Below are 18,243 nucleotides of genomic sequence, written 5' to 3' on the forward strand. Positions count from 1 at the left end.
CAAAGGGTTGGGTTTCACCATTGTCAACCGGCGCGACCGCCGGCTTCCTGCACCCGCTTCCGGCCGACGGCCGGGTGTCGCGGGGATCGCTCATTCGTGACCGAGCACCACCTCCGAACTCGATGGGACTACGGCACCCGCGCGGCCCTGCTACCCGGCCGCCGCGGGCGATCCAATGATGCTCCCGTTCCCTTCTTTCCGGTGTTTTCCACTTACGGGGTACTGCAACTTCACTGGGTACTGCTACTTCACTTGCTGCTGCGCACGTCACCGCGGGAACCCTTCCACTGCTCGGTCCCAGCACGCTGACGCCGCTGGTCACTGCCCGGAGCCCCGTTCACTGATCGGCTCCGGGCACCTGACCGGTCCTGCCACTGCACTTGCACACAACAACTACGGGTACTGCTGATCTGCACGGGCGCACGAACTCCGCCCGGTCTTACCTCGCGGGTAGTTACGTCCTCTCCCGCGCCTGCTTGACGTTGTCTCTCTTGCTACGAGAAGAACAATACCCAGACTCGCCCGCGAATGTCTACTCCGGCTGGCATAGATTTTCTCGGGCGTGTCGGAGCGATGCGGACGAAGAGGGGTACGGCCGGCCGCGTCGCTGGTCAACCGGGTGATCGTGGGCGGAGATTCCGCCGCGGGAAGCGCTCGCCGTCGCGGCGAGGTCCTCTCAGCGGGCCGCGAGCACCCGGCGCACCTCGTCCGCGCCCAGCACCACGGGGGAGCGCAGCGAGCCGACCTCGCCGATCTCGATCTCGACCACGTCTCCCGGCCGCAGCCCCTGGTCGAGCCCCGGCACGACGGACGTGCCCGTCGACAGCACGGCGCCGTCGGGGAAGTCGTTGTCCCGCCACAGGTACTCGACCAGCCCGGCCGGTTCGCGGTTCAGCTGCGCGGTACTGGATTCGCCGTCGAACACCTCGTGCCCGTCGCGCAGGATGCGCATGCGGAGACCGAGCGACAGCGGGTCCGGCACCTCCCACGCCGGCCGCACCCGTGCCGACACCGCGCACGAACCGGTGTAGATCTTGGCCTGCGGGAGGTACAGCGGGTTCTCGCCCTCGATGCTGCGGGAGCTGACGTCGTCGACCACCACGTACCCGGCGATCTCCCCGGCCGCGGTCAGCAGCAGGCCGAGTTCCGGCTCCGGCACGTTGTTGGCGGAATCCGCGCGGACGGCGATCGGCTCGCCGTCGGTGACCACGCGCCACGCCGCGGACTTGAAGAACAGCTCCGGCCGCTCGGCGCGGTACACCCGGGCGTAGACGTCCTCGTCGGCGCTCTCCTCGCGGCGGGCCTCCTCGGACCGCAGGTAGGTCACCCCGGCGGCCCACACCTCCATCCGCCCGTCGACCGGTGGCAGCAGGCGCACCCCGGCCGTGGACACGGGCTCCCCGGCCGCCTCGGCCAGGTCGCGGATCTCGGCGACGGAGCGGCGCAGCAGGTCGCTCATCGACGCCACCGCGAGCGGCCGCAGCCGCTCCTCGGTGAGCAGCCCGACCCCGGTGGTGCCGGTTCCGTCGGCGTAGCGAACCAGGTGACTCAACCCGACCTCCTCGTCCGGTGTCGAACCTACCGCGAACCGGCGCCGGTCAGCCGAGCCGTTCGGCGAGCCACCGCGCGATGTCGGTCAGCAGATCCTCCTCGACGGGCCGGCGGAGCAGCTTGCGGTAGCCGAACACGGTGCCGGGGCCGTCGGTGCGCCGGAGGAGGTGGGTCAGGTCGGGAACCCGCCGGGGCTGCGCGCCGGGCACCAGGTTCGCGAGCACGTCGAGGTCCGCGGGATCGACCTGCCGTCCGGACGGCCGTAGTCGAGCGGGACCCGCACCTTCGCGCAGGTGAGCCGTGGATCCCGGGCCGTGCCCGGCGCCGCCGCCGGGCACGGCCCCCAGGTGAGGGCCGATGTCTCTTCGTCGTCCGCGCTGTCGCAGGCGGCCACCCCGAGAAGTGTCAGTGTGGTGCCCGCCGAAGCCGCGCCGAACCGGCGCCCCCGTGTCCTGCTCATGCTGCTCGCCCTCCGAATTTTCCGGCGGTGACAAGCCTTTCCGGCCCGCCCCGCGGTGACGGGCCGAAGTTGTCGGGAGCGGGACGGCGAAACGTCACCCCGGGGCGAGCAGGTGCGGTAGCTCTCCAGGGGGACAACGTGGACTTCCCGCCCGGCTCACAAGCGCGCCCGGTGGGCGGCCTCCGCGGCATCCGGGGGAGTGGTCGGGTAGACGTCGGTGTCGAAGAACCGGGCGAAGGGCAGGGTCGCCAGCGTCTCCGCGACGTGCGCCTCGTCGGCGGCGATGACCTCGAGGAACGTCGCCCGCCGGGCGGGGGAGACGTAGTGGGCGCCGATCCGCCCCTCCGCGCGCAGCACTTCCAGCTGTTTCTGCTCGTCCTCGCGCAACGCGGCGAATTCCGCGAAGTCGGTGTCCTCGCGGAGGGTGGCGAACACCATGAACGTCGGGGTGGGTGCCATGTGCTGTCCTTTCGGGGCCGCTGATGTCAGTCGATGACATCACCGTACCACGCCGATGTCATCGACTGACATCACTGAACGGCGGGTCCGGGTGCACGAAAGGGACCGCCTCCCCCGAGCCGGGGAAGACGGTCCGCTGCCGGGAACCGGAGCTCAGCCGCGCGCGGCGGCCACCGCGGCGACGGCCGGCTGGTCGGCCGGCGGCATCAGCTTCGGGTACTCCTTCTGGAACTTCTCGATCATCGTGGCGGTCGGGAGGATCCGGTTCGGGTTGGCCTGGCTCGTCGCCTGCTTCTCGCCCCAGGCGCCGGCGGCCTTGCGCTGGTCGGGGGTGCCGTGGCTGTGGTAGCAGTCGCCGATGGAGGCGTCCAGGTAGGTGACCTCCTGCTGGGTACGGGCGTTCCACGCGTAACCCTTGGCGTGGGCGACGAAGTAGCCGCCGTAGGCGTCGGGGCCCATCTCGGACGACTCGTTGCGCGGGTAGTTCTCGTGCGCGAAGTCGACCTGGTGGCCGTATTCGTGGCCGATCACGGACTCCACGGAGACGTCGTCGAACCCGAGGACGTTGACCGTGTCGAGCAGGCCGTCACCGAGCGCCACGCGCTTGCCGCCGAGGCTGTCGGCCGGGGCGGAGAACGCGTTGAGGGTGAGCAGCGGGTGGCGGCCGCCCTGCAGCGCGGGCACTTCGTAGAGCACCTTGGTGGCGAGCGCGGCGGCGGCCTTCACCTTCGCCGGCGCGAGGCCGAGGCTGAAGGTCTGCGCCATCTTCGCCTGGCTGCCGAGGTCGGTGCCCTTCCAGGCGACGAGCTGGATGTTCCAGCTCTCGATGTCCCAGAAGCCGCGCAGTCTCTCGATCGTGTCGGTGGCGCGCGGGGTGTACTGGCCGTCGGTGCCGAAGACCTGCGTGGTCTTGTCGGACGCGACGCCCTGGACGTAGAGCTGGCTCAGCCCCGACAGCGCGTTGAACGCCTGGTTCTCGAGCGGGGTGAGCTGGGCCGCGAGCTTGTCGGCGTAGGTCAGCAGCGATCCCTCGGTGCAGCCCGGGATCGGGCCCTGCGCGGCCCGGCGCTGGGGGCCGAAGTGCGGGATGGGCGAGTCGATGAGCCGGTCGACGCCGCGCAGGGCGTCCGCCGGCAGGCCGTTGTAGAGGTCGACGACGTACTGGTACAGCTGCGCGACGTCCTGCTCGACGGTGGTCGGCGCGGCCGCGGCCGCGTTCGCGGGTGCGGCCGTGGCGAGCACGAGCGCCGCCGCGGTACCCGCCGCCGCGAGTGTTCTGCCGAGGAATCCGGTCCGGTTGGTCAAGGCGATCCCCTCTTCGGTTTCGTTTCAAGATCACGAAGCACCGCCACAGTAGGGCGGTGATCGACGGTGGAACCGGCACCGGGACAGGAACCCCGGAATGGCTCACGCCTTTCGAAGGGTTTTCGCCGTGCGGACATCGGCCGAAAGTACTAGGTGTGACCGCGGCGGATGATCTGTCACCGTTTCCCGGAAAGATCGGATCGGCACACAACTTCGGGCCGGGTGGGACGTCTGAGGGGTCGTGAGAGTGATCCGTATCGCCGGGCTCGGGGTGGCAGCCCTGCTGCTGGCCGCCTGCAGTGGACCGACCGAGACCGTGGGGGTGGCGCAAGCGGCCGGAGCCGCCGGGGCGACCGGGACGGCGGCCGCGCCCGGGGTGCCGGCCGCGACGGTGGCGTTCGAGGGCGGGGACCAGCTGAACCCGAAGGACCCGATCGTCGTCAGGGCGTCGGCCGGCACGCTGCAGGCGGTCACGGTCACGAACCCGCAGACCGGCAACGCCGTCAAGGGCGGCCTCTCGCCGGACCGGACGACCTGGACCAGCGACGATCACCTCCGGTACGGCGCCACGTACCAGGTGGTCGCCACCGCGGTGAACCAGGCGGGCGCGGCGACCGAGCAGCGCGGTGAGGTGCACACGCTCAAGCCGGCCGGGGTCGCCACTCCGGCGCTCTTCCAGCCGGCGTCGGGCGATTTCGGCGTCGGCCTGATCATCGGCGTGAAGTTCGACCACGACATCGTCGACCGGGCCGCGGTGGAGAAGTCGTTCAAGGTGACGTCCTCGCCCGTCCAGGACGGCGGCTGGTACTGGGTGGGCAAGCGCGAAGTGCACTTCCGGCCCAAGGACTACTGGCAGGCCGGCTCGACGGTGAAGCTCGAGACCACGACCTTCGGCATGCCGACCGGGGGCGGCGTGTACGGCGGCCAGGACGTCTCGGCGACCTACCAGGTGCACGATTCCTGGGTCGCCAAGGCGGACGGCAAGACGCACCAGATCAAGGCGTTCCACAATGGACAGCTGGTGAAGACCGCGCCGATCAGCATGGGCAAGACCGCCGACACCCCGCCGCGCGGCCCGACGCCGACCTTCACCGGCACGCACACGGTGCTGTCGAAGGAGGACCACAAGATCATGGACTCCTGCAGCTACGGCGTGTGCGAGGGCGACCCGGGCTACTACAAGGCACCGGAGAACTGGAACGTCCGGATCTCCAACGACGGCGAATACCTGCACGAGAACCTGAAAACGGTCGGCGTGCAGGGCCGGGACAACGTCTCCAACGGCTGCCTCAACATGAACACCGAAAACGCCAAGTGGTTCTTCGACACGTTCAACGTCGGCGACGTCGTCGAGATCACGAATTCGGGCGGGCCGCAATTGTCCATCAACAACGGCCACGGCGATTGGGCGATCAGCTGGAGCGCCTGGCAGGCGGGCAGCGCACTGCGCGGCTGACGGGCTGCCGGCGGCGACCTCACCCGCCGGCGGTCACCGAGGACGGCTGAGAGCCCGGCGCCAGGAGTCCGTGACGGTGTGGCGTAGCTGCGCCGTGGCGACGGCCTCCGGGTCGAGCAGCCGTTGCAACGCGATCCCGCGGAGCTGGCCGACGACGGCGACGGCGACTTCGGCCGGGTCGGCGCCGGGGTCGATGGTGCCGTCGGCGATGCCCGCCTCGACATCCTCGCGCAGGTCGGCGCGGAAGGCCGCGTCGCGCTCGCGGAAGATCGACGCCAGCTCCGGCCGGGTGGCCGCTTCCGCCCACAGCAGCAGGAAAGCGCGGTTGAACACGCCGATCCGGCCGAGTTCGCCGACGTAGCCGTCGATCAGGCGCAGCAGGCGGTCGAGGCCGGGCGGGAGGTCCTCGAGGCCGGGGACGAACCCCGCCTGGGTGGCCCGCGCGAGCCGTTCGACCAGTGCCTGCTTGGCGCCGAAGTGATGGGTGACGATGCCCCGGCTGTAGCCGGCGCGTTCCCCGACCCTGGCGAGCGTCAGGGAGCGCACGCCGTGTTCGACGACCAGTTCGGCGGCGGCGGTCAGCAACGCCGCCTCGGCCTGGTCGCGGCGTTCCCGTTGGGTGCGGCGTGGGTTCGGCATGGCCCGAGCCTAGCAAAGAGACTTGCGTGTCGACCAACAAGTATGTGTACGGTGGGGGCACACCGACGTGGAGGCACCCGATGATCGAAATCGAAGACCGCGAACTCGACGCCCTGCTCGCCGACGACCCGGGCGGCCCGGTCGTGATGCTCAACCTGCTGCGGTTCCGGCCGGACGGCGGCCGCGAGAGCTACGGGCGCTACGCGGAAGCCCTCGGCCGCTCGATCAACACCCGCTACGGCCTGACCGTGGAGTACCTGGGCGACGGCGGACGCCCGCTGGTCGCCGAGGCCGGGCAGGCCTGGGACATGGTGGTCCTGGTCCGCTACCCGGACCGGCGGGCGTTCGCCGCCATGCTCCGCGACCCGGAGTACCAGGCGGTCTCGCACCTGCGCAGCGAAGCGCTGGTGGAGTCCGTCCTGCAGCCGACCACGCCGGTCGCGCTCCGATGACCGCGGTCTTCGTCCACGGCAACCCCGAGACGGCGGCGGTGTGGGAGCCGCTGCTGGCCGAGCTGGCCGCCGTCCGGTCCGATGTGGTCTGCCTGTCGCCGCCCGGCTTCGGCGCGCCGCTGCCCGCCGGGTTCGGCGCCACCCACGCGGACTACCGCGACTGGCTCGTCTCGGAGCTGACGGCGTTCGGCGAGCCGGTGGACCTCGTCGGCCACGACCTCGGTGGCGGGCACGTGGTGAACGTGGTGCTGAGCCGGCCGGACCTGGTCCGCAGCTGGGTGAGCGACGTGCTCGGGATCTACGACCCGGGGTACGAGTGGCACGAGCTGGCCCGCCGGTGGCAGACGCCGGGTGCCGGCGAGGCCGACGTCGCGGCGCGGTTCGGCGGAACGGCGGCGCAGCGCACGGCGGTGCTCGTGGAGCGGGGGATGGGCCGTCAGGTGGCCGCTCGCGTCGCGGCGGGCCAGGGCGAGGAGATGGGCCGCGCGGTGCTCACCCTGTACCGGTCGGCCGCCGAGGCGGGCGCGCCCGGTCTGGGGTTCGCGCTCGAGCGCGCGGCGGCCCGGCCGGGGCTGGCGATCCTGGCCACGGCGGACCACGTGGTCGGCACCGAGGAGCAGCGCCGCCGGGCCGCCGCCCGCGCGGGGGCCCGGGTGGCGGTGCTCGAGGGCTTGGGCCACTGGTGGATGACCGAGGACCCGGCGCGCGCCGCCGCCGTGCTGGCCGGCTTCTGGGCGACGGTCGGCTGAGGGCCGCGGTAGCGGGTCTCCGCTCGGTGTCCTTTGTGGACCCGACGCCCGGGTGAGCCCGGCACTTGACCGGGAGGCGTGGTTGTTACAGGCTGTGTGATGTTGACACGGGAAATGTTAAGAGGCGTATGAGCGAGGACCCCAGCACTCGTCGCGGGCCGGACCGGCGGCGGAAGGCCGTCGCCGATCGCGTGCTGTCCGCCGGCTCGGTGAGCGCCGCCGAGCTGGCGGAGCAGTTCGGCGTCAGCCTGATGACCATCCACCGCGACCTCGACGAGCTCGAGCGCCAGGGGATCGTGCGCAAGTACCGCGGCGGGGTCACCGCGCAGCCGTCCGGGGTCTTCGAGAGCAACGTCGCCTACCGCATGAAGTCCATGCGCCACGCCAAGGACGCCATCGCCGAGCGGGCCGCCGCGCTCGTCGAGCCCGGGATGGCGGTCATGCTCGACGACTCCACGACCGCGCTGGCGCTCGCGCGCCGGCTCGTCGGGATCACGCCGCTCACCGTGGTCACCAACTTCCTCGAGGCGATGAACCTGCTGGCCCGCGAGCGCGACATCCGCCTGATGGCCCTCGGCGGCGACTACGACCCGCTCCACGACTCCTTCCTCGGTGTGTCCTGCGTCGACGCGATCGAGTCGTTCCGGGTCGACCTCTGCTTCGTCTCCACCTCGGCGGTCTCGGCCGGGTTCGCCTACCACCAGGAACAGCACATCGTCTCGGTCAAGCGGGCCATGCTCGCCGCGGCCGGCCGGAACGTCCTGCTCCTCGACCACACCAAGCTCGGCCGGGTCGCGCTGCACCGGGTCGCGCCGCTGGAGGTGTTCGAGCGGGTCATCGTCGACGACGGCGCGGACGCGGAGGCGCTGCGCGAGCTGGACGAGCACAAGGTCGCCTACGAGGTCGCCCCCGCTTCTTGACACGTTTCAATACCGCTCTCTACTCTCCACATCACACTCTTCGGTGTGAACTTCACATCCGATCATTGACAGGTGATCGGAGCGGGATGACCGACGACCTCACCACGACGCCGGCCGTCCCTGTAGTCCTCGTGCTCGAGTCCGTCCGCGACCACAGGAGGCTGTCTTGACCACACCCATGTCGCGTCGCCGGGCACTGGGGCTCGGCGGCGCCGGGGCGGCGGCGGTGCTGCTGGGCACCGGTGCCTGGGACGCCGCCGGCGCGTTCGCCGCGCCCAAGGGCGGCGGCCTGTTCCCGCTCGGCGTCGCGTCCGGCGATCCGGCACCGGACGGTGTCGTGCTGTGGACGCGGCTCGCCGCCGACCCGTTCGCGGTGGACGGCAAGGGCGGCATGCCGGCCACCCCGGTGCGGGTCGAGTACGAGGTCGCGCTGGACGACCGCTTCCGGCACGTGGTGCGCCGCGGTTCGGTGGTCGCCACCCCGGAGCTGGGCCACTCGGTGCACCCGGAGATCCACGGCCTGGCCCCGGACCACGAGTACTTCTACCGGTTCCGCACCGGCGGGGAGATCTCGCCGGCCGGCCGCACGCGGACGATGCCGCCGGCGCTGTCCGACCCGCGCGAGCTGAACTTCGCGTTCGCGTCGTGCCAGGCGTGGCAGGACGGCTACTTCACCGCCTACGACCACATCGCGGCCGAGGACGTGGCCTTCGTCGTGCACCTGGGCGACTACATCTACGAGTCCGGGGTGGGCACGAACCGGCGCGGGGTGGTCACCGATCCCCGTTTCCACACCGAGGCGATGGACCTCGCGCGCTACCGGCTGCAGTACTCGCTGTACAAGACCGAGGCGCCGCTGCGGAACGCCCACGCGGCCCACCCGTTCATCACCACCTTCGACGACCACGAGGTGGAGGACAACTGGGCCGGCGACATCTCGAAGGTCGACACCGAACCGGACCAGGACCCGGCGGTCTTCCGGCAACGCCGGGCGGCGGCGTTCCAGGCCATGTACGAAAACCTGCCGCTGCGGCGCGCGCAGACGCCCGACGGCCCGGACATCCACATCTACCGCAGGCTGAACTACGGCCGCCTCGCGGACCTCACGATGGTCGACACCCGCCAGTACCGCGACGACCAGCCCTGCGGCGACGGCAACGGCACGAACTGCACCGAGCGCTTCGACGAGAACCGGACGATCCTCGGCGCGCGGCAGCGGAACTGGCTGTTCGACGGCTTCTCCCGCTCGAAGGCGCGGTGGCAGATCCTGGGCAACCAGGCCCCGATCGGCCAGACGGACCGGGATCCCGGTCCCGCGCTCGACGTCTGGTACGACCCCTGGGACGGCTACGTCGCCGACCGGAACCGGCTCCTGGCGGCGGTCCAGGACCGCGGGGTGCGCAACCTGGTGGTCATCACGGGCGACCGGCACCAGAACTACGCGTGGGACCTGAAGCGCGACTACGCCGACCCGGCGTCCCCGACGGTGGCGTCGGAGTTCGTCGGGACGTCGATCACCAGCGGCGGCGACGGCGCGGACACCACCCCCGAGGCGCAGGGGTTCCTCGCCGCCAACCCGCACCTGAAGTTCATCAACACGCAGCGCGGCTACGTGCGGGTGAACGTGAACCGGCAGCGCTGGCGGAGCGATTTCCGGGTGCTGCCGTACGTGCAGACGCCCGGAGCGCCGGTCTCCACCCGCGCGAGCTTCGTGGTCGAGGACCGGGTCCCCGGCGTGCAGCCTGCTTGATACGTTTCAAAACCACCTGCGTCAACGACGACGAGGAGCTCCCATGACATCCGGTGAAGCGATCGGCACCCGCTCCGTCGAGGACGGCGGCACGATCAGCCGGCAACAGTGGCGGTGGTCCGTGCTCGCGGGCATGGCCTCCTACCTGGACGCCGGATCGATCGTCGCCCTCGGCGCCGGGCTGGCGCTGTTCCAGAGCCACCTGGGCCTGTCGGACGGCGCGGTGGGCGCGCTCGCCGCGATCGGCCCCAACGCGATCGGCTGCGCCATCGGGGCGTTCGCCGGCGGGCGGCTCGGCGACAAGCTGGGCCGGAAACGGATCTACAAGTACGACCTGCTCGTCTACGCGGCCGGCATCCTCTGCATCGCGCTGGCGGTCAACGCGCCGATGCTGTTCATCGGCACCTTCGTCGTGGGCGTCGCGGTGGGCGCGGACGTGCCGACGTCACTGGCGCTGGTCGGCGAGTTCTCGCCGGCCAAGGCACGCGGCAAACTCGTGGGCTTCACGCAGGTCGCGTGGAACCTGGGCCCGGTGGTCGTGCTGCTGCTGTCGCTGGCGCTCACGCCGCTGGACCTGCTGGGCGCGCGGATCGTGTTCCTGCACCTGTTCGTCGTCGCGCTGGTGACGTGGGCGCTGCGGCGCGGGCTGTCCGAGTCGGCGCGGTGGACCTCGGCTTCGTCCACAAAGGACGTGAAGTACCAGCTGAAGGCACTGTTCTCCGGTGCCCACCTCAAAGCCCTGTTGTTCACCGCGATCGTCTACGTGTTCTGGAACATCGCGGCGGGCACCGGCGGCATCTTCACGCCGTACGTCATCAAGACCCTCAACGCGGGCAGCCAGGCGGCCGGCGTCGCCCTGTCCTGCGCCGGGTTCGTGATCGGCATCGGCGTGACGACGCTGGTGTTCATGAAGTTCGCCGACCGCAGCCACCGCACGCGCAAATGGATGTGGGGCGTCGGCGCGGTGATGCAGGTGGTGGCCTACGGCATCTACGTCGTGCTGCCGTTCACCATCCCGGTGATCATCGCGAACATCGTGCTGTTCGGGGTCGGCTGCTCGCTCGCCGGCGAGGCGTTCTACAAGGTGTGGAGCCAGGAGCTGTTCCCGACGATGCTGCGCGGCACGGCGCAGGGCTTCACCTTCGGCGTCGCGCGGACGCTGCTGGGCGTGTGGAGCTTCTTCCTGCCGACGCTGGCCAGCGGCGGGTTCACCCTCGCCGGCGGCCTGCTCACGCTGTTCCTGGTGATCAGCGGCGCGACCGGGTTCTTCTTCATGCCCGACACCTCGGGCAAGTCGCTGGAACAGATCGAAGCCGAGCGCACGTCCGCATGAGCTCCGACGAGCTGCTGACCCGGTTCGCCGAGCCCGGTCCCGAGTTCTCCCCGCTGCCGATCTGGTGGTGGAGCGGCGGCCGGGTCACGGCGGACCGGCTGCGGTGGCAGCTGGAACAGCTGGTGTCCCAGGGCGTCCGGCAGGCCGTGGTGATGTGCCTGGCGCCCACCGGGCCGATGTTCGGCTCGGTGGCCGACGACCCGCCGTTCCTGAGTCCACAGTGGATCGAGCTGCTGGACGGCGCGTGCGCGGACGCCGCCGAGCTGGGCTTCCGGCTGTGGATGTACGACCAGATCGGGTTCTCCGGGGCGAACTTCCAGGGCCGCCTCACCGCGGCCCGCCCGGAGTTCGCCGGGCTGGCCCTGCACCGCGAACCCGACGGCACGGTCGGGTACCGCGTCAGCGGCTTCGACTACTTCGGCGAAGCGGCCTGCGCGGCCCTGCTCGACCAGGTGCACGGTGAGCTGGAACGGCACGTCGGCCGCTGGTTCGGGACCGTGATCCCCGGGTTCTTCCAGGACGAGCTGCCGCCGCTGCCGACGTGGGGGCCCGACTTCGCCGACACCTTCGCCGCGCACTACGGCTATGACCTGACCCCGCGGCTGTCCGCGCTCTACGAGGGTGCCGACGCCGGGTCCGCCCGCGTCCGCCGGGACTACCAGGCCCACCGGGCCCGGCTCGCCCGCCGCGCGTTCTTCGACCCCCTGGCCGGGTGGTTCGCCGAGCGCGGGCTGATCTGCGGGTTCGACCAGGCCAGCCCGGCCCGCGAGGGCGACCCGGTCGGCGGGGTGCGGACCTACGGCGACTACCTCGGCACGCACTCGGGCTACGGCGCGCCGGGCAGCGACCACTGGGGTGACGCGAAGGTGCACAGCTCGCTCGCCCACGCGCACGGGCACCCGCGCACCTGGATCGAGGCGTTCCACTCCTCCGGCTGGGGCGGCACGCTCGAGGAGACCTACGACTGGCTGGCGCCGTTCCTGCGCCGCGGCGCCACGCTCTACGACCCCCACGCGGTCTACTACTCGACCGCGGGCGGGTGGTGGGAGTGGGCGCCGCCGTCGACGTGCTGGCGCCAGCCGTACTGGCCGTCCTACCACCGGTTTTCCGGCGCGGTGAGCCGGTTGTGCTCGGTGCTCGGCACCGGCACGCACGAATGCGACGTCGTGCTGCTGTCGCCGACCAGCACCGCACAGGCCTACCTGACGCCGGACGGTCCCTTGCCCCCGGCCGAGCGCGCGGCCGCCGCCTTCCACGCGCTCAACGGCGTCGGGACGTGGTTCGCCGAGGAACGCGGCGTGCTGGAGCGGGCCGGGATCGACCACGACGCGCTCGACGAGGCCACCGTCGCGTCGGGAACCGTGACCGCCGAGGGACTGCGGATCGGCGCGGAGACCTACCGCGCGGTGGTCCTGCCCGAGGTCGAGGTGCTGCTCCCCGCGGCGGCGGCCCGGCTCGCCGAGTTCGCCGCCGCCGGTGGGACAGTGGTCCGCGTCGGCGGCGCGGCCGTCGAAGGCGCGATCGCGGTCGCGGCGCCGGACGACGTGCCCGCGCTGCTCCCGCGCCCCCGGATCACCGCCGACGTCCCGTTCCTGCTGCGCCGCCACGGCGACCGGCACGTCCTGCTGCTCACCGCGCACGACGAGCGCACCGGCACCCGCGCGCCGATCGTCGACCTCGACCGGGAGGCCTGGACGGACAAGGGATTCCCGTGGGACGAGTACTGGCGGCAGCTGCACGGGACCGGGTACGAGTTCGTGCCGCCCGGCGACCGGGTCGCCCGCGTCCGCGGGGTCACCGGGCGGGCCCAGCGGTGGGACCCGCGCACCGGGGACCGCACGGACGTCCCCGTCGTGGCCGGCGAAGTGGAAGTCGCCTTCACCGACGGTCCCGTCACGCTGCTCGTCTTCGGCGACGACCTGCCCGAGCCCACCCGCACGCCGCCCGGGCCCGTCGTCGGCGAGGTCGCCGTCGACGGCTGGCGCGCGGTCGCCGAGTCCACACTGGACAACCGGCACGGCGACCTCGCCGACCCGGCCCGCACCGGGGTACTGCCGCTCGAAGTCTGGCGGTTCGGGGACGCACTGGCCGGGTACGGCGTGTTCGCGGAGGTCCGGGACGCGACCGGGTGGCGGCCCGCCACCTGGTCGTTGTCCCGCGGCATCCGGGACGACCCGGGCCACGGGGAAACGCTGGGCCCCAAGGGGTACGTGCCCGAGGAGTTCCTCGACTGGCGGCACGTCCGGGCGGGGGAGACGGTCGCGGTCCGGACACACCTGCCGTTGCCCGATCGTGCCGGGTTGTTCCTCGCGGTGGGGGCGAGCGCGGCACGGCGAGTGGTCGTCGACGGCGCGGAACTTCCCGTCGACGGCCCCGGGTACCAGTCGTTCAGCCCGCTCCCGGCCGGCCGGACGGTACGCGTGGAGATCGAGTTCACCGCCGAGCAGGACGGCCCGCTGCGGGCGTCGTTCGCCGTCGTCGCCGACCCGGCGGCCTACCGCCGGCCGGAATGGCTCGCCGGCGGCGAGATCAGCCGCACCTTCGACGTCGGCGAGCTGCCCGGCGAGGCGATCGTGCAGGTCGCCGGCGAGGAGGCCTGCCGGGTGCTGGTGAACGGCACCGAGGTGGGCCGCCAGGGCGACTTCAACCCCTACCCGGGCTTCCGCGAGATCCGCATCCATCCCTATGACCTGCGTGAACACCTTCGGCCGGGCGAGAACACGCTCACGCTCGTCACGTCCGGACCGGTGGCCGTCGACTCGGCCGATCCGCGGCTGGTCAGCGGCCCGGACTGGGGCGAGGTACGCCGTACGCACAAGCGCGACCCGCGCTTCCTGTGCCTGTACCCGCGGCCGCACCCGCTGCCCGGTGCGCACTGGCTCGAACCCGCGGCGGCTCCCGGCGACGTCGTCGTGCCCGTCATCCCCGACGTCGAACCGGCCGGCGAGCGCACGGAGACGCTGACCTTCCCGGCCCCGCTCGGCGCGGTGGCGCTGCGGATCCCGACCGGCCTCGAGGTGGTCGTGCGGGTGGGAGAGAGCGATCTCGAACCGGTCGACCAGCGTGTCCGCTTTCCCGAGCCGCTGCCGGCGGGAACCCCGGTCCGGCTGCGGTTCCGCGCGGTCGACGGCCGCCGCGGCGGCGCCCTGCTCGATGCCGGGATCGAGGTCGAGACCGGCGAAGCGCCGGTCGAACTGCGCAGCTGGGAGGACCTCGGACTGCGCGCGCTGGGCGGCCTGGTCCGGTACCGCACGACGATCGAAGCCCGGCCCGGGCGCGTCGTGCTCGACCTCGGCGAGGTCCGCGGCACCGCGGACGTCGTGGTGAACGGGCACCTGGTGGACCGGCTGGTCTGGGGACCGTGGCGGGCCGAGATCACCGGCGCGCTCCGGCCGGGGGCCAACGAACTGGAGGTCGTCGTCCGCGGCACCCTCGCCGGGTACCTCGACGACGCGTCACCCACGTCGGCCGTGGCCGCCGGACAGGTCCGCACCGGCCTGTTCGGTCCGGTGCGGCTGGTGCAGCACGAGAAGGAGAGCGACCGTTGACCGTCACCGCCGTCCGGTTCGAGCACCTGGAGACCGCACTCGGCATCGGCACCGGCACGCCACGGCTGTCGTGGCAGGTGCGCACCGACGACCCCGCCTGGAGCCAGACCGCCTACGAGGTCGAGCTGGACGGTGCGCGCACGGTCCGTGTCGCCTCGGCCGAGCAGGTGCTGGTGCCGTGGCCGTTCGACCCGCTGCCGTCGCGGACCCGCGCGACCGTGCGGGTGCGCGTCGAGCCGGGCGGCGAGTGGTCGGCGCCCGCGACGGTGGAAACCGGGCTGCTGCGCCCGGAGGACTGGTCCGCGAAGTTCGTCAGCCCGCGCACGATCGGCGGCATCGGGCAGCGCGCGCCGATCCTCACCCGGTCCGTCGCCCTGCGGCCCGGCATCGTCTCGGCCCGGCTGTACGCGACGGCGCACGGCGTCTACACCGCGACGATCAACGGCACCCGCGTCGGCGACGAGGTCCTGGCTCCCGGGTGGACGAGCTATGCGCACCGGCTGCGCTACCGGACCCACGACGTGACGTCGCTGCTGCGCGAGGGGACCAACGACCTGGAAGTGCTGCTCGGCAACGGCTGGTACCGCGGCCGGCTCGGCTGGACCGGCCGGCGCGCGCTCTACGGCGACCGGCTCGCGCTGCTGGCGCAGCTGGAGGTCGCCTACGCCGACGGCTCGACCGAGGTCGTCGGCACCGACGAGCGGTGGTCGGCCCGCGAGAGCCGGATCGTCGCCGACGACCTCTACGACGGGCAGCACACGGATCTGACGGCCGATCCGTCCACTGTGGACGAGGTGGAGGTGGTGGCCGCGGACTTCGGCCGCCTGGTCGCCCCGGAGGGCCCGCCGGTGCGGGTGACCGAGGTGGTGCCGGCGGTGCGGGTCTGGTCGTCGCCGTCGGGCAGGACACTTGCCGACTTCGGGCAGAACGTCGTCGGCTGGGTGCGGCTGCGCGTGCGCGGCGCGCGGGAAGTCACCGTGCGGCACGCCGAAGTGCTGGAGCACGGCGAGCTGGGCGTGCGCCCGCTGCGGTCGGCGAAGGCGACCGACACCTACGTCCTGCCCGGCTCGGGGGAGACCGTGCTGGAGCCGAGCCTGACGTTCCACGGCTTCCGGTACGCCGAAGTGTCCGGAGTGGACGATCTGCGGGCCGCCGACCTCGAGGCCGTGGTGGTGCACAGCGATCTGCGGCGCACCGGCTGGTTCGCCTGCTCGGACCCGGACCTGGAGAAGTTCCACGAGAACGTCGTGTGGGGCATGCGCGGCAACTTCCTCGACGTGCCGACCGACTGCCCGCAGCGCGACGAGCGGCTCGGCTGGACCGGCGACATCCAGGTCTTCTCGCCGACCGCGAGCTTTCTCTACGACAGCGCCGGGTTCCTGCGCTCGTGGCTGGCCGACCTCGCCGCCGACCAGCGCCCGGACGGCGCCGTTCCGTTCGTGGTCCCGGACGTGCTGCCCGGCGACGACCCGGCGGCGACCGCGTGGGGCGACGCGGCGGTCGTCGTGCCGTGGGTGCTCTACCAGCGGTTCGGCGATGCGGAGGTGCTGGACCGGCAGTTCGCCAGCATGCGCGGGTGGGTCGACAAGATCGCTTCGCTGACCACGGACGGCGTCTGGGCCGGCGGGTTCCAGTTCGGCGACTGGCTCGACCCGGCCGCGCCCCCGGACAACCCGTTCGCCGCGAAGGCCGACCCGGACGTGGTCGCGACGGCGTACCTCGCGCGGTCCGCGGAGCTCGTGGCCGCCGCCGCGGACGTGCTGGGCCGGGACGGTTCGGCGTACCGCGAGCTGGCCGAACGGACGCGGGCGGCGTTCGCGCGGGAGTACGTGACGGGCTCGGGCCGGGTGCTCTCGGACGCGCCGACCGGCTACGCGCAGGCCATCGAGTGGGCACTGCTGCCGACGCCGGAGCAGCGGTCCGTGGCCGGCCGGCGGTTGGCCGACCTGGTGCGCGTCAACGGTTTCCGCATCGCCACCGGCTTCGTCGGCACTCCGCTGATCACCGACGCGCTGACGAACGCCGGCTACCCGGAGCTGGCGTACCGGCTGCTGCTGGAGCGTGGGTGCCCGTCGTGGCTGTACCCGGTGACGATGGGGGCGACGACGGTCTGGGAGCGCTGGGACAGCATGCTCCCGGACGGCACGATCAACCCGGGCGAGATGACGTCGTTCAACCACTACGCCCTGGGCGCGGTGGCCGACTGGCTGCACCGCACGGTGGCCGGGCTGGCGCCGTCGGCGCCGGGGTACCGCGAACTGACCGTGCGCCCGATCCCGGACGCCGCGCTCACGCACGCTTCGGCCCGGCACGTGACGCCCTACGGCGAGGCCTCGGTGTCCTGGCGGCGGCACGACGGGCAGTTCACTTTGGACGTCGTGGTCCCGCCCGGGGTGACGGCGAAGGTGCACGTCCAGGGGCAAGCGCTCGTCGAAGTCCGGCACGGCAGGCACAGCTGGACGGTGCCCGACCCGTGTCTCGCCCAGCCGCCCGTGCGGACCGTGCGTGACCTCATCGGCTCCCCGAAGTGGGCGGACGCGGTGGCTTTGCTGGTCTCGCACGGGATCGCCGACGACGCGGCGGACGCCGCCGCGCGGGCCGGGCGCCACCTCGACCGGCCGGCGGCCGAACTGGCCGGTGCGCTGGCCATGAAGACGCTGTCGGCCGCCGCGGCCGCCACGCGGGCGCTGGAAAAACTCCTGGAGTGAGCCAGGGGTGGTGCATGCTGGGCGGTGTGAACATTCCTGATGGCGCACGGCGCAACCCCGAGCTTCGGCGTGGCGCGATGCGGCGGCAGGTCGCCGAGGCCGGGTTCGTGCGGGTCGACACGCTGGCCGAGCACTACGGCGTGAGCATCATGACCGTCCACCGCGACCTCGACGAGCTGGAGCGGCTCGGTTTCCTGCACAAGGTGCGCGGGGGCGCGACCAGCGCGCCGACCACCACGTTCCACGGCGACCTCGAACACCGCATGCAGGCGCAGGTCGAGGCGAAACTGGCCATCGCGCGGGAGGCCGTGCGCACCGAGGTCCGGCCCGGCCAGGTCATCGCCCTCGACGACAGCACGACGTCGCTCGTGCTCGCCCGGCTGCTGCCCGAGAAGGCGCCGCTCACCGTCGTCACGCACTTCCAGCCGGTGATCCGGGCCCTCGCCGCCCAGCCGGGCATCGAGCTGATCGGGCTCGGCGGCCGGTACGACGCCGCCTACGACTCGTTCCTCGGCCAGGCCACCGCGGACGCCGCCGCCGGCCTGCGCTACGACCTGCTGTTCCTCTCGACGACCGCGGTGTCCGACGGCGTCTGCTACATCCAGTCGCTCGACACGGTGATCACCCGCCGGGCGCTGATCGCGTCCGCCGCCCGCAGCGTGGCGCTCATCGACCACACCAAGTTCGACCGGCGCGCGCTGCACCGGCTGGTCCGGCTGGCCGACCTGCACCGGGTGGTCGTGGACGACGCGACCCCGGAGCAGGTGGTCCGGCGGGAGCGGGCGCGGGGCGCCACGATCGACCGCGCTTGAGAACTTGTGTGAAGTTCGGCAGCTCCTGAATCGTTCCGGGCCAGGAAAATGAGCTGCCGAATCAAGATCAATGTTAAGAGTTGCGAAGTTGCGGGCGAGGC

General features: G+C 72.1%; 14 protein-coding genes. 9 read left to right on the forward strand and 5 right to left on the reverse strand.

Features of this window, described 5'->3' with window-relative positions:
• Nucleotides 1-676 precede the first annotated feature (676 nt).
• The 4 genes from AB0J40_RS34245 to AB0J40_RS34260 all read right to left on the reverse strand — a co-directional run bounded on the left by AB0J40_RS34245 (nucleotide 677) and on the right by AB0J40_RS34260 (nucleotide 3,775).
• Nucleotides 677-1,552 (reverse strand): fumarylacetoacetate hydrolase family protein, encoded by an 876-nt coding sequence (locus AB0J40_RS34245; protein WP_364461524.1) that lies wholly within the window; start codon nucleotides 1,550-1,552, stop codon nucleotides 677-679.
• Nucleotides 1,553-1,598: 46 nt separating this feature from the next.
• A complete protein-coding gene (locus tag AB0J40_RS34250) occupies nucleotides 1,599-1,889 on the reverse strand; it encodes a hypothetical protein (RefSeq protein ID WP_364461527.1) in 291 nt (96 codons plus the stop codon).
• 278 nt (nucleotides 1,890-2,167) lie between these two features.
• Nucleotides 2,168-2,470 (reverse strand): muconolactone Delta-isomerase family protein, encoded by a 303-nt coding sequence (locus AB0J40_RS34255; protein ID WP_364461530.1) that lies wholly within the window; start codon nucleotides 2,468-2,470, stop codon nucleotides 2,168-2,170.
• Between the two features lie 153 nt (nucleotides 2,471-2,623).
• A complete protein-coding gene (locus AB0J40_RS34260) occupies nucleotides 2,624-3,775 on the reverse strand; it encodes a M48 family metalloprotease (RefSeq protein WP_364461532.1) in 1,152 nt (383 codons plus the stop codon).
• Nucleotides 3,776-4,022: 247 nt separating this feature from the next.
• Between AB0J40_RS34260 and AB0J40_RS34265 the strand changes: the two genes are divergently transcribed.
• Nucleotides 4,023-5,231: an Ig-like domain-containing protein gene (locus tag AB0J40_RS34265; protein WP_364461718.1), complete on the forward strand. Its 1,209-nt coding sequence runs from the start codon at nucleotides 4,023-4,025 to the stop codon at nucleotides 5,229-5,231.
• Between the two features lie 33 nt (nucleotides 5,232-5,264).
• On the opposite strand, the gene AB0J40_RS34270 is transcribed toward AB0J40_RS34265, so the two are convergent.
• The gene (locus AB0J40_RS34270) at nucleotides 5,265-5,870 is read right to left on the reverse strand and encodes a TetR/AcrR family transcriptional regulator (RefSeq protein WP_364461535.1); all 606 of its coding nucleotides are present in this window, start codon (nucleotides 5,868-5,870) and stop codon (nucleotides 5,265-5,267) included.
• A gap of 80 nt (nucleotides 5,871-5,950) precedes the next feature.
• Here AB0J40_RS34270 and AB0J40_RS34275 point away from each other — a divergent pair, with 80 nt between their 5' ends.
• The 8 genes from AB0J40_RS34275 (at nucleotide 5,951) to AB0J40_RS34310 (ending at nucleotide 18,142) form a co-directional block, all read left to right on the forward strand.
• Nucleotides 5,951-6,322, forward strand: coding sequence for a DUF1330 domain-containing protein (locus AB0J40_RS34275; RefSeq protein WP_364461538.1), 372 nt, complete (start codon nucleotides 5,951-5,953; stop codon nucleotides 6,320-6,322).
• Entirely contained in the window at nucleotides 6,319-7,071 is a 753-nt protein-coding gene (locus AB0J40_RS34280) for an alpha/beta fold hydrolase (RefSeq protein ID WP_364461541.1), read from the forward strand. The genes AB0J40_RS34275 and AB0J40_RS34280 overlap by 4 nt, the downstream gene beginning before the upstream one ends.
• A 128-nt stretch (nucleotides 7,072-7,199) precedes the next feature.
• Nucleotides 7,200-7,991, forward strand: coding sequence for a DeoR/GlpR family DNA-binding transcription regulator (locus AB0J40_RS34285; protein WP_364461544.1), 792 nt, complete (start codon nucleotides 7,200-7,202; stop codon nucleotides 7,989-7,991).
• Between the two features lie 178 nt (nucleotides 7,992-8,169).
• A complete protein-coding gene (locus AB0J40_RS34290; protein ID WP_364461721.1) occupies nucleotides 8,170-9,741 on the forward strand; it encodes an alkaline phosphatase D family protein in 1,572 nt (523 codons plus the stop codon).
• A 43-nt stretch (nucleotides 9,742-9,784) separates the two neighbouring features.
• Nucleotides 9,785-11,074, forward strand: a complete 1,290-nt coding sequence (locus AB0J40_RS34295) for an MFS transporter (RefSeq protein ID WP_364461547.1) — start codon at nucleotides 9,785-9,787, stop codon at nucleotides 11,072-11,074.
• Nucleotides 11,071-14,622, forward strand: a complete 3,552-nt coding sequence (locus AB0J40_RS34300) for a hypothetical protein (protein WP_364461550.1) — start codon at nucleotides 11,071-11,073, stop codon at nucleotides 14,620-14,622. Before AB0J40_RS34295 ends, AB0J40_RS34300 begins: the two co-directional genes overlap by 4 nt.
• Nucleotides 14,619-17,330, forward strand: a complete 2,712-nt coding sequence (locus tag AB0J40_RS34305; protein ID WP_364461552.1) for a glycoside hydrolase family 78 protein — start codon at nucleotides 14,619-14,621, stop codon at nucleotides 17,328-17,330. The genes AB0J40_RS34300 and AB0J40_RS34305 overlap by 4 nt, the downstream gene beginning before the upstream one ends.
• A 26-nt stretch (nucleotides 17,331-17,356) precedes the next feature.
• Nucleotides 17,357-18,142 (forward strand): DeoR/GlpR family DNA-binding transcription regulator, encoded by a 786-nt coding sequence (locus tag AB0J40_RS34310; RefSeq protein ID WP_364461555.1) that lies wholly within the window; start codon nucleotides 17,357-17,359, stop codon nucleotides 18,140-18,142.
• Nucleotides 18,143-18,243 lie beyond the last annotated feature (101 nt).

The sequence above is a fragment of the Amycolatopsis sp. NPDC049691 genome, from assembly GCF_040675005.1.
Classification (GTDB): Bacteria; Actinomycetota; Actinomycetes; order Mycobacteriales; family Pseudonocardiaceae; genus Amycolatopsis.

Bases quoted from the DNA above. Each gene is read 5' to 3' on its own strand.
- AB0J40_RS34255 (WP_364461530.1), bottom strand. From the start codon at position 2,470: ATGGCACCCACCCCGACGTTCATGGTGTTCGCCACCCTCCGCGAGGAC.
- AB0J40_RS34270 (WP_364461535.1), bottom strand. From the start codon at position 5,870: ATGCCGAACCCACGCCGCACCCAACGGGAACGCCGCGACCAGGCCGAG.
- AB0J40_RS34275 (WP_364461538.1), top strand. From the start codon at position 5,951: ATGATCGAAATCGAAGACCGCGAACTCGACGCCCTGCTCGCCGACGAC.
- AB0J40_RS34280 (WP_364461541.1), top strand. From the start codon at position 6,319: ATGACCGCGGTCTTCGTCCACGGCAACCCCGAGACGGCGGCGGTGTGG.
- AB0J40_RS34285 (WP_364461544.1), top strand. From the start codon at position 7,200: ATGAGCGAGGACCCCAGCACTCGTCGCGGGCCGGACCGGCGGCGGAAG.
- AB0J40_RS34290 (WP_364461721.1), top strand. From the start codon at position 8,170: ATGTCGCGTCGCCGGGCACTGGGGCTCGGCGGCGCCGGGGCGGCGGCG.
- AB0J40_RS34295 (WP_364461547.1), top strand. From the start codon at position 9,785: ATGACATCCGGTGAAGCGATCGGCACCCGCTCCGTCGAGGACGGCGGC.
- AB0J40_RS34300 (WP_364461550.1), top strand. From the start codon at position 11,071: ATGAGCTCCGACGAGCTGCTGACCCGGTTCGCCGAGCCCGGTCCCGAG.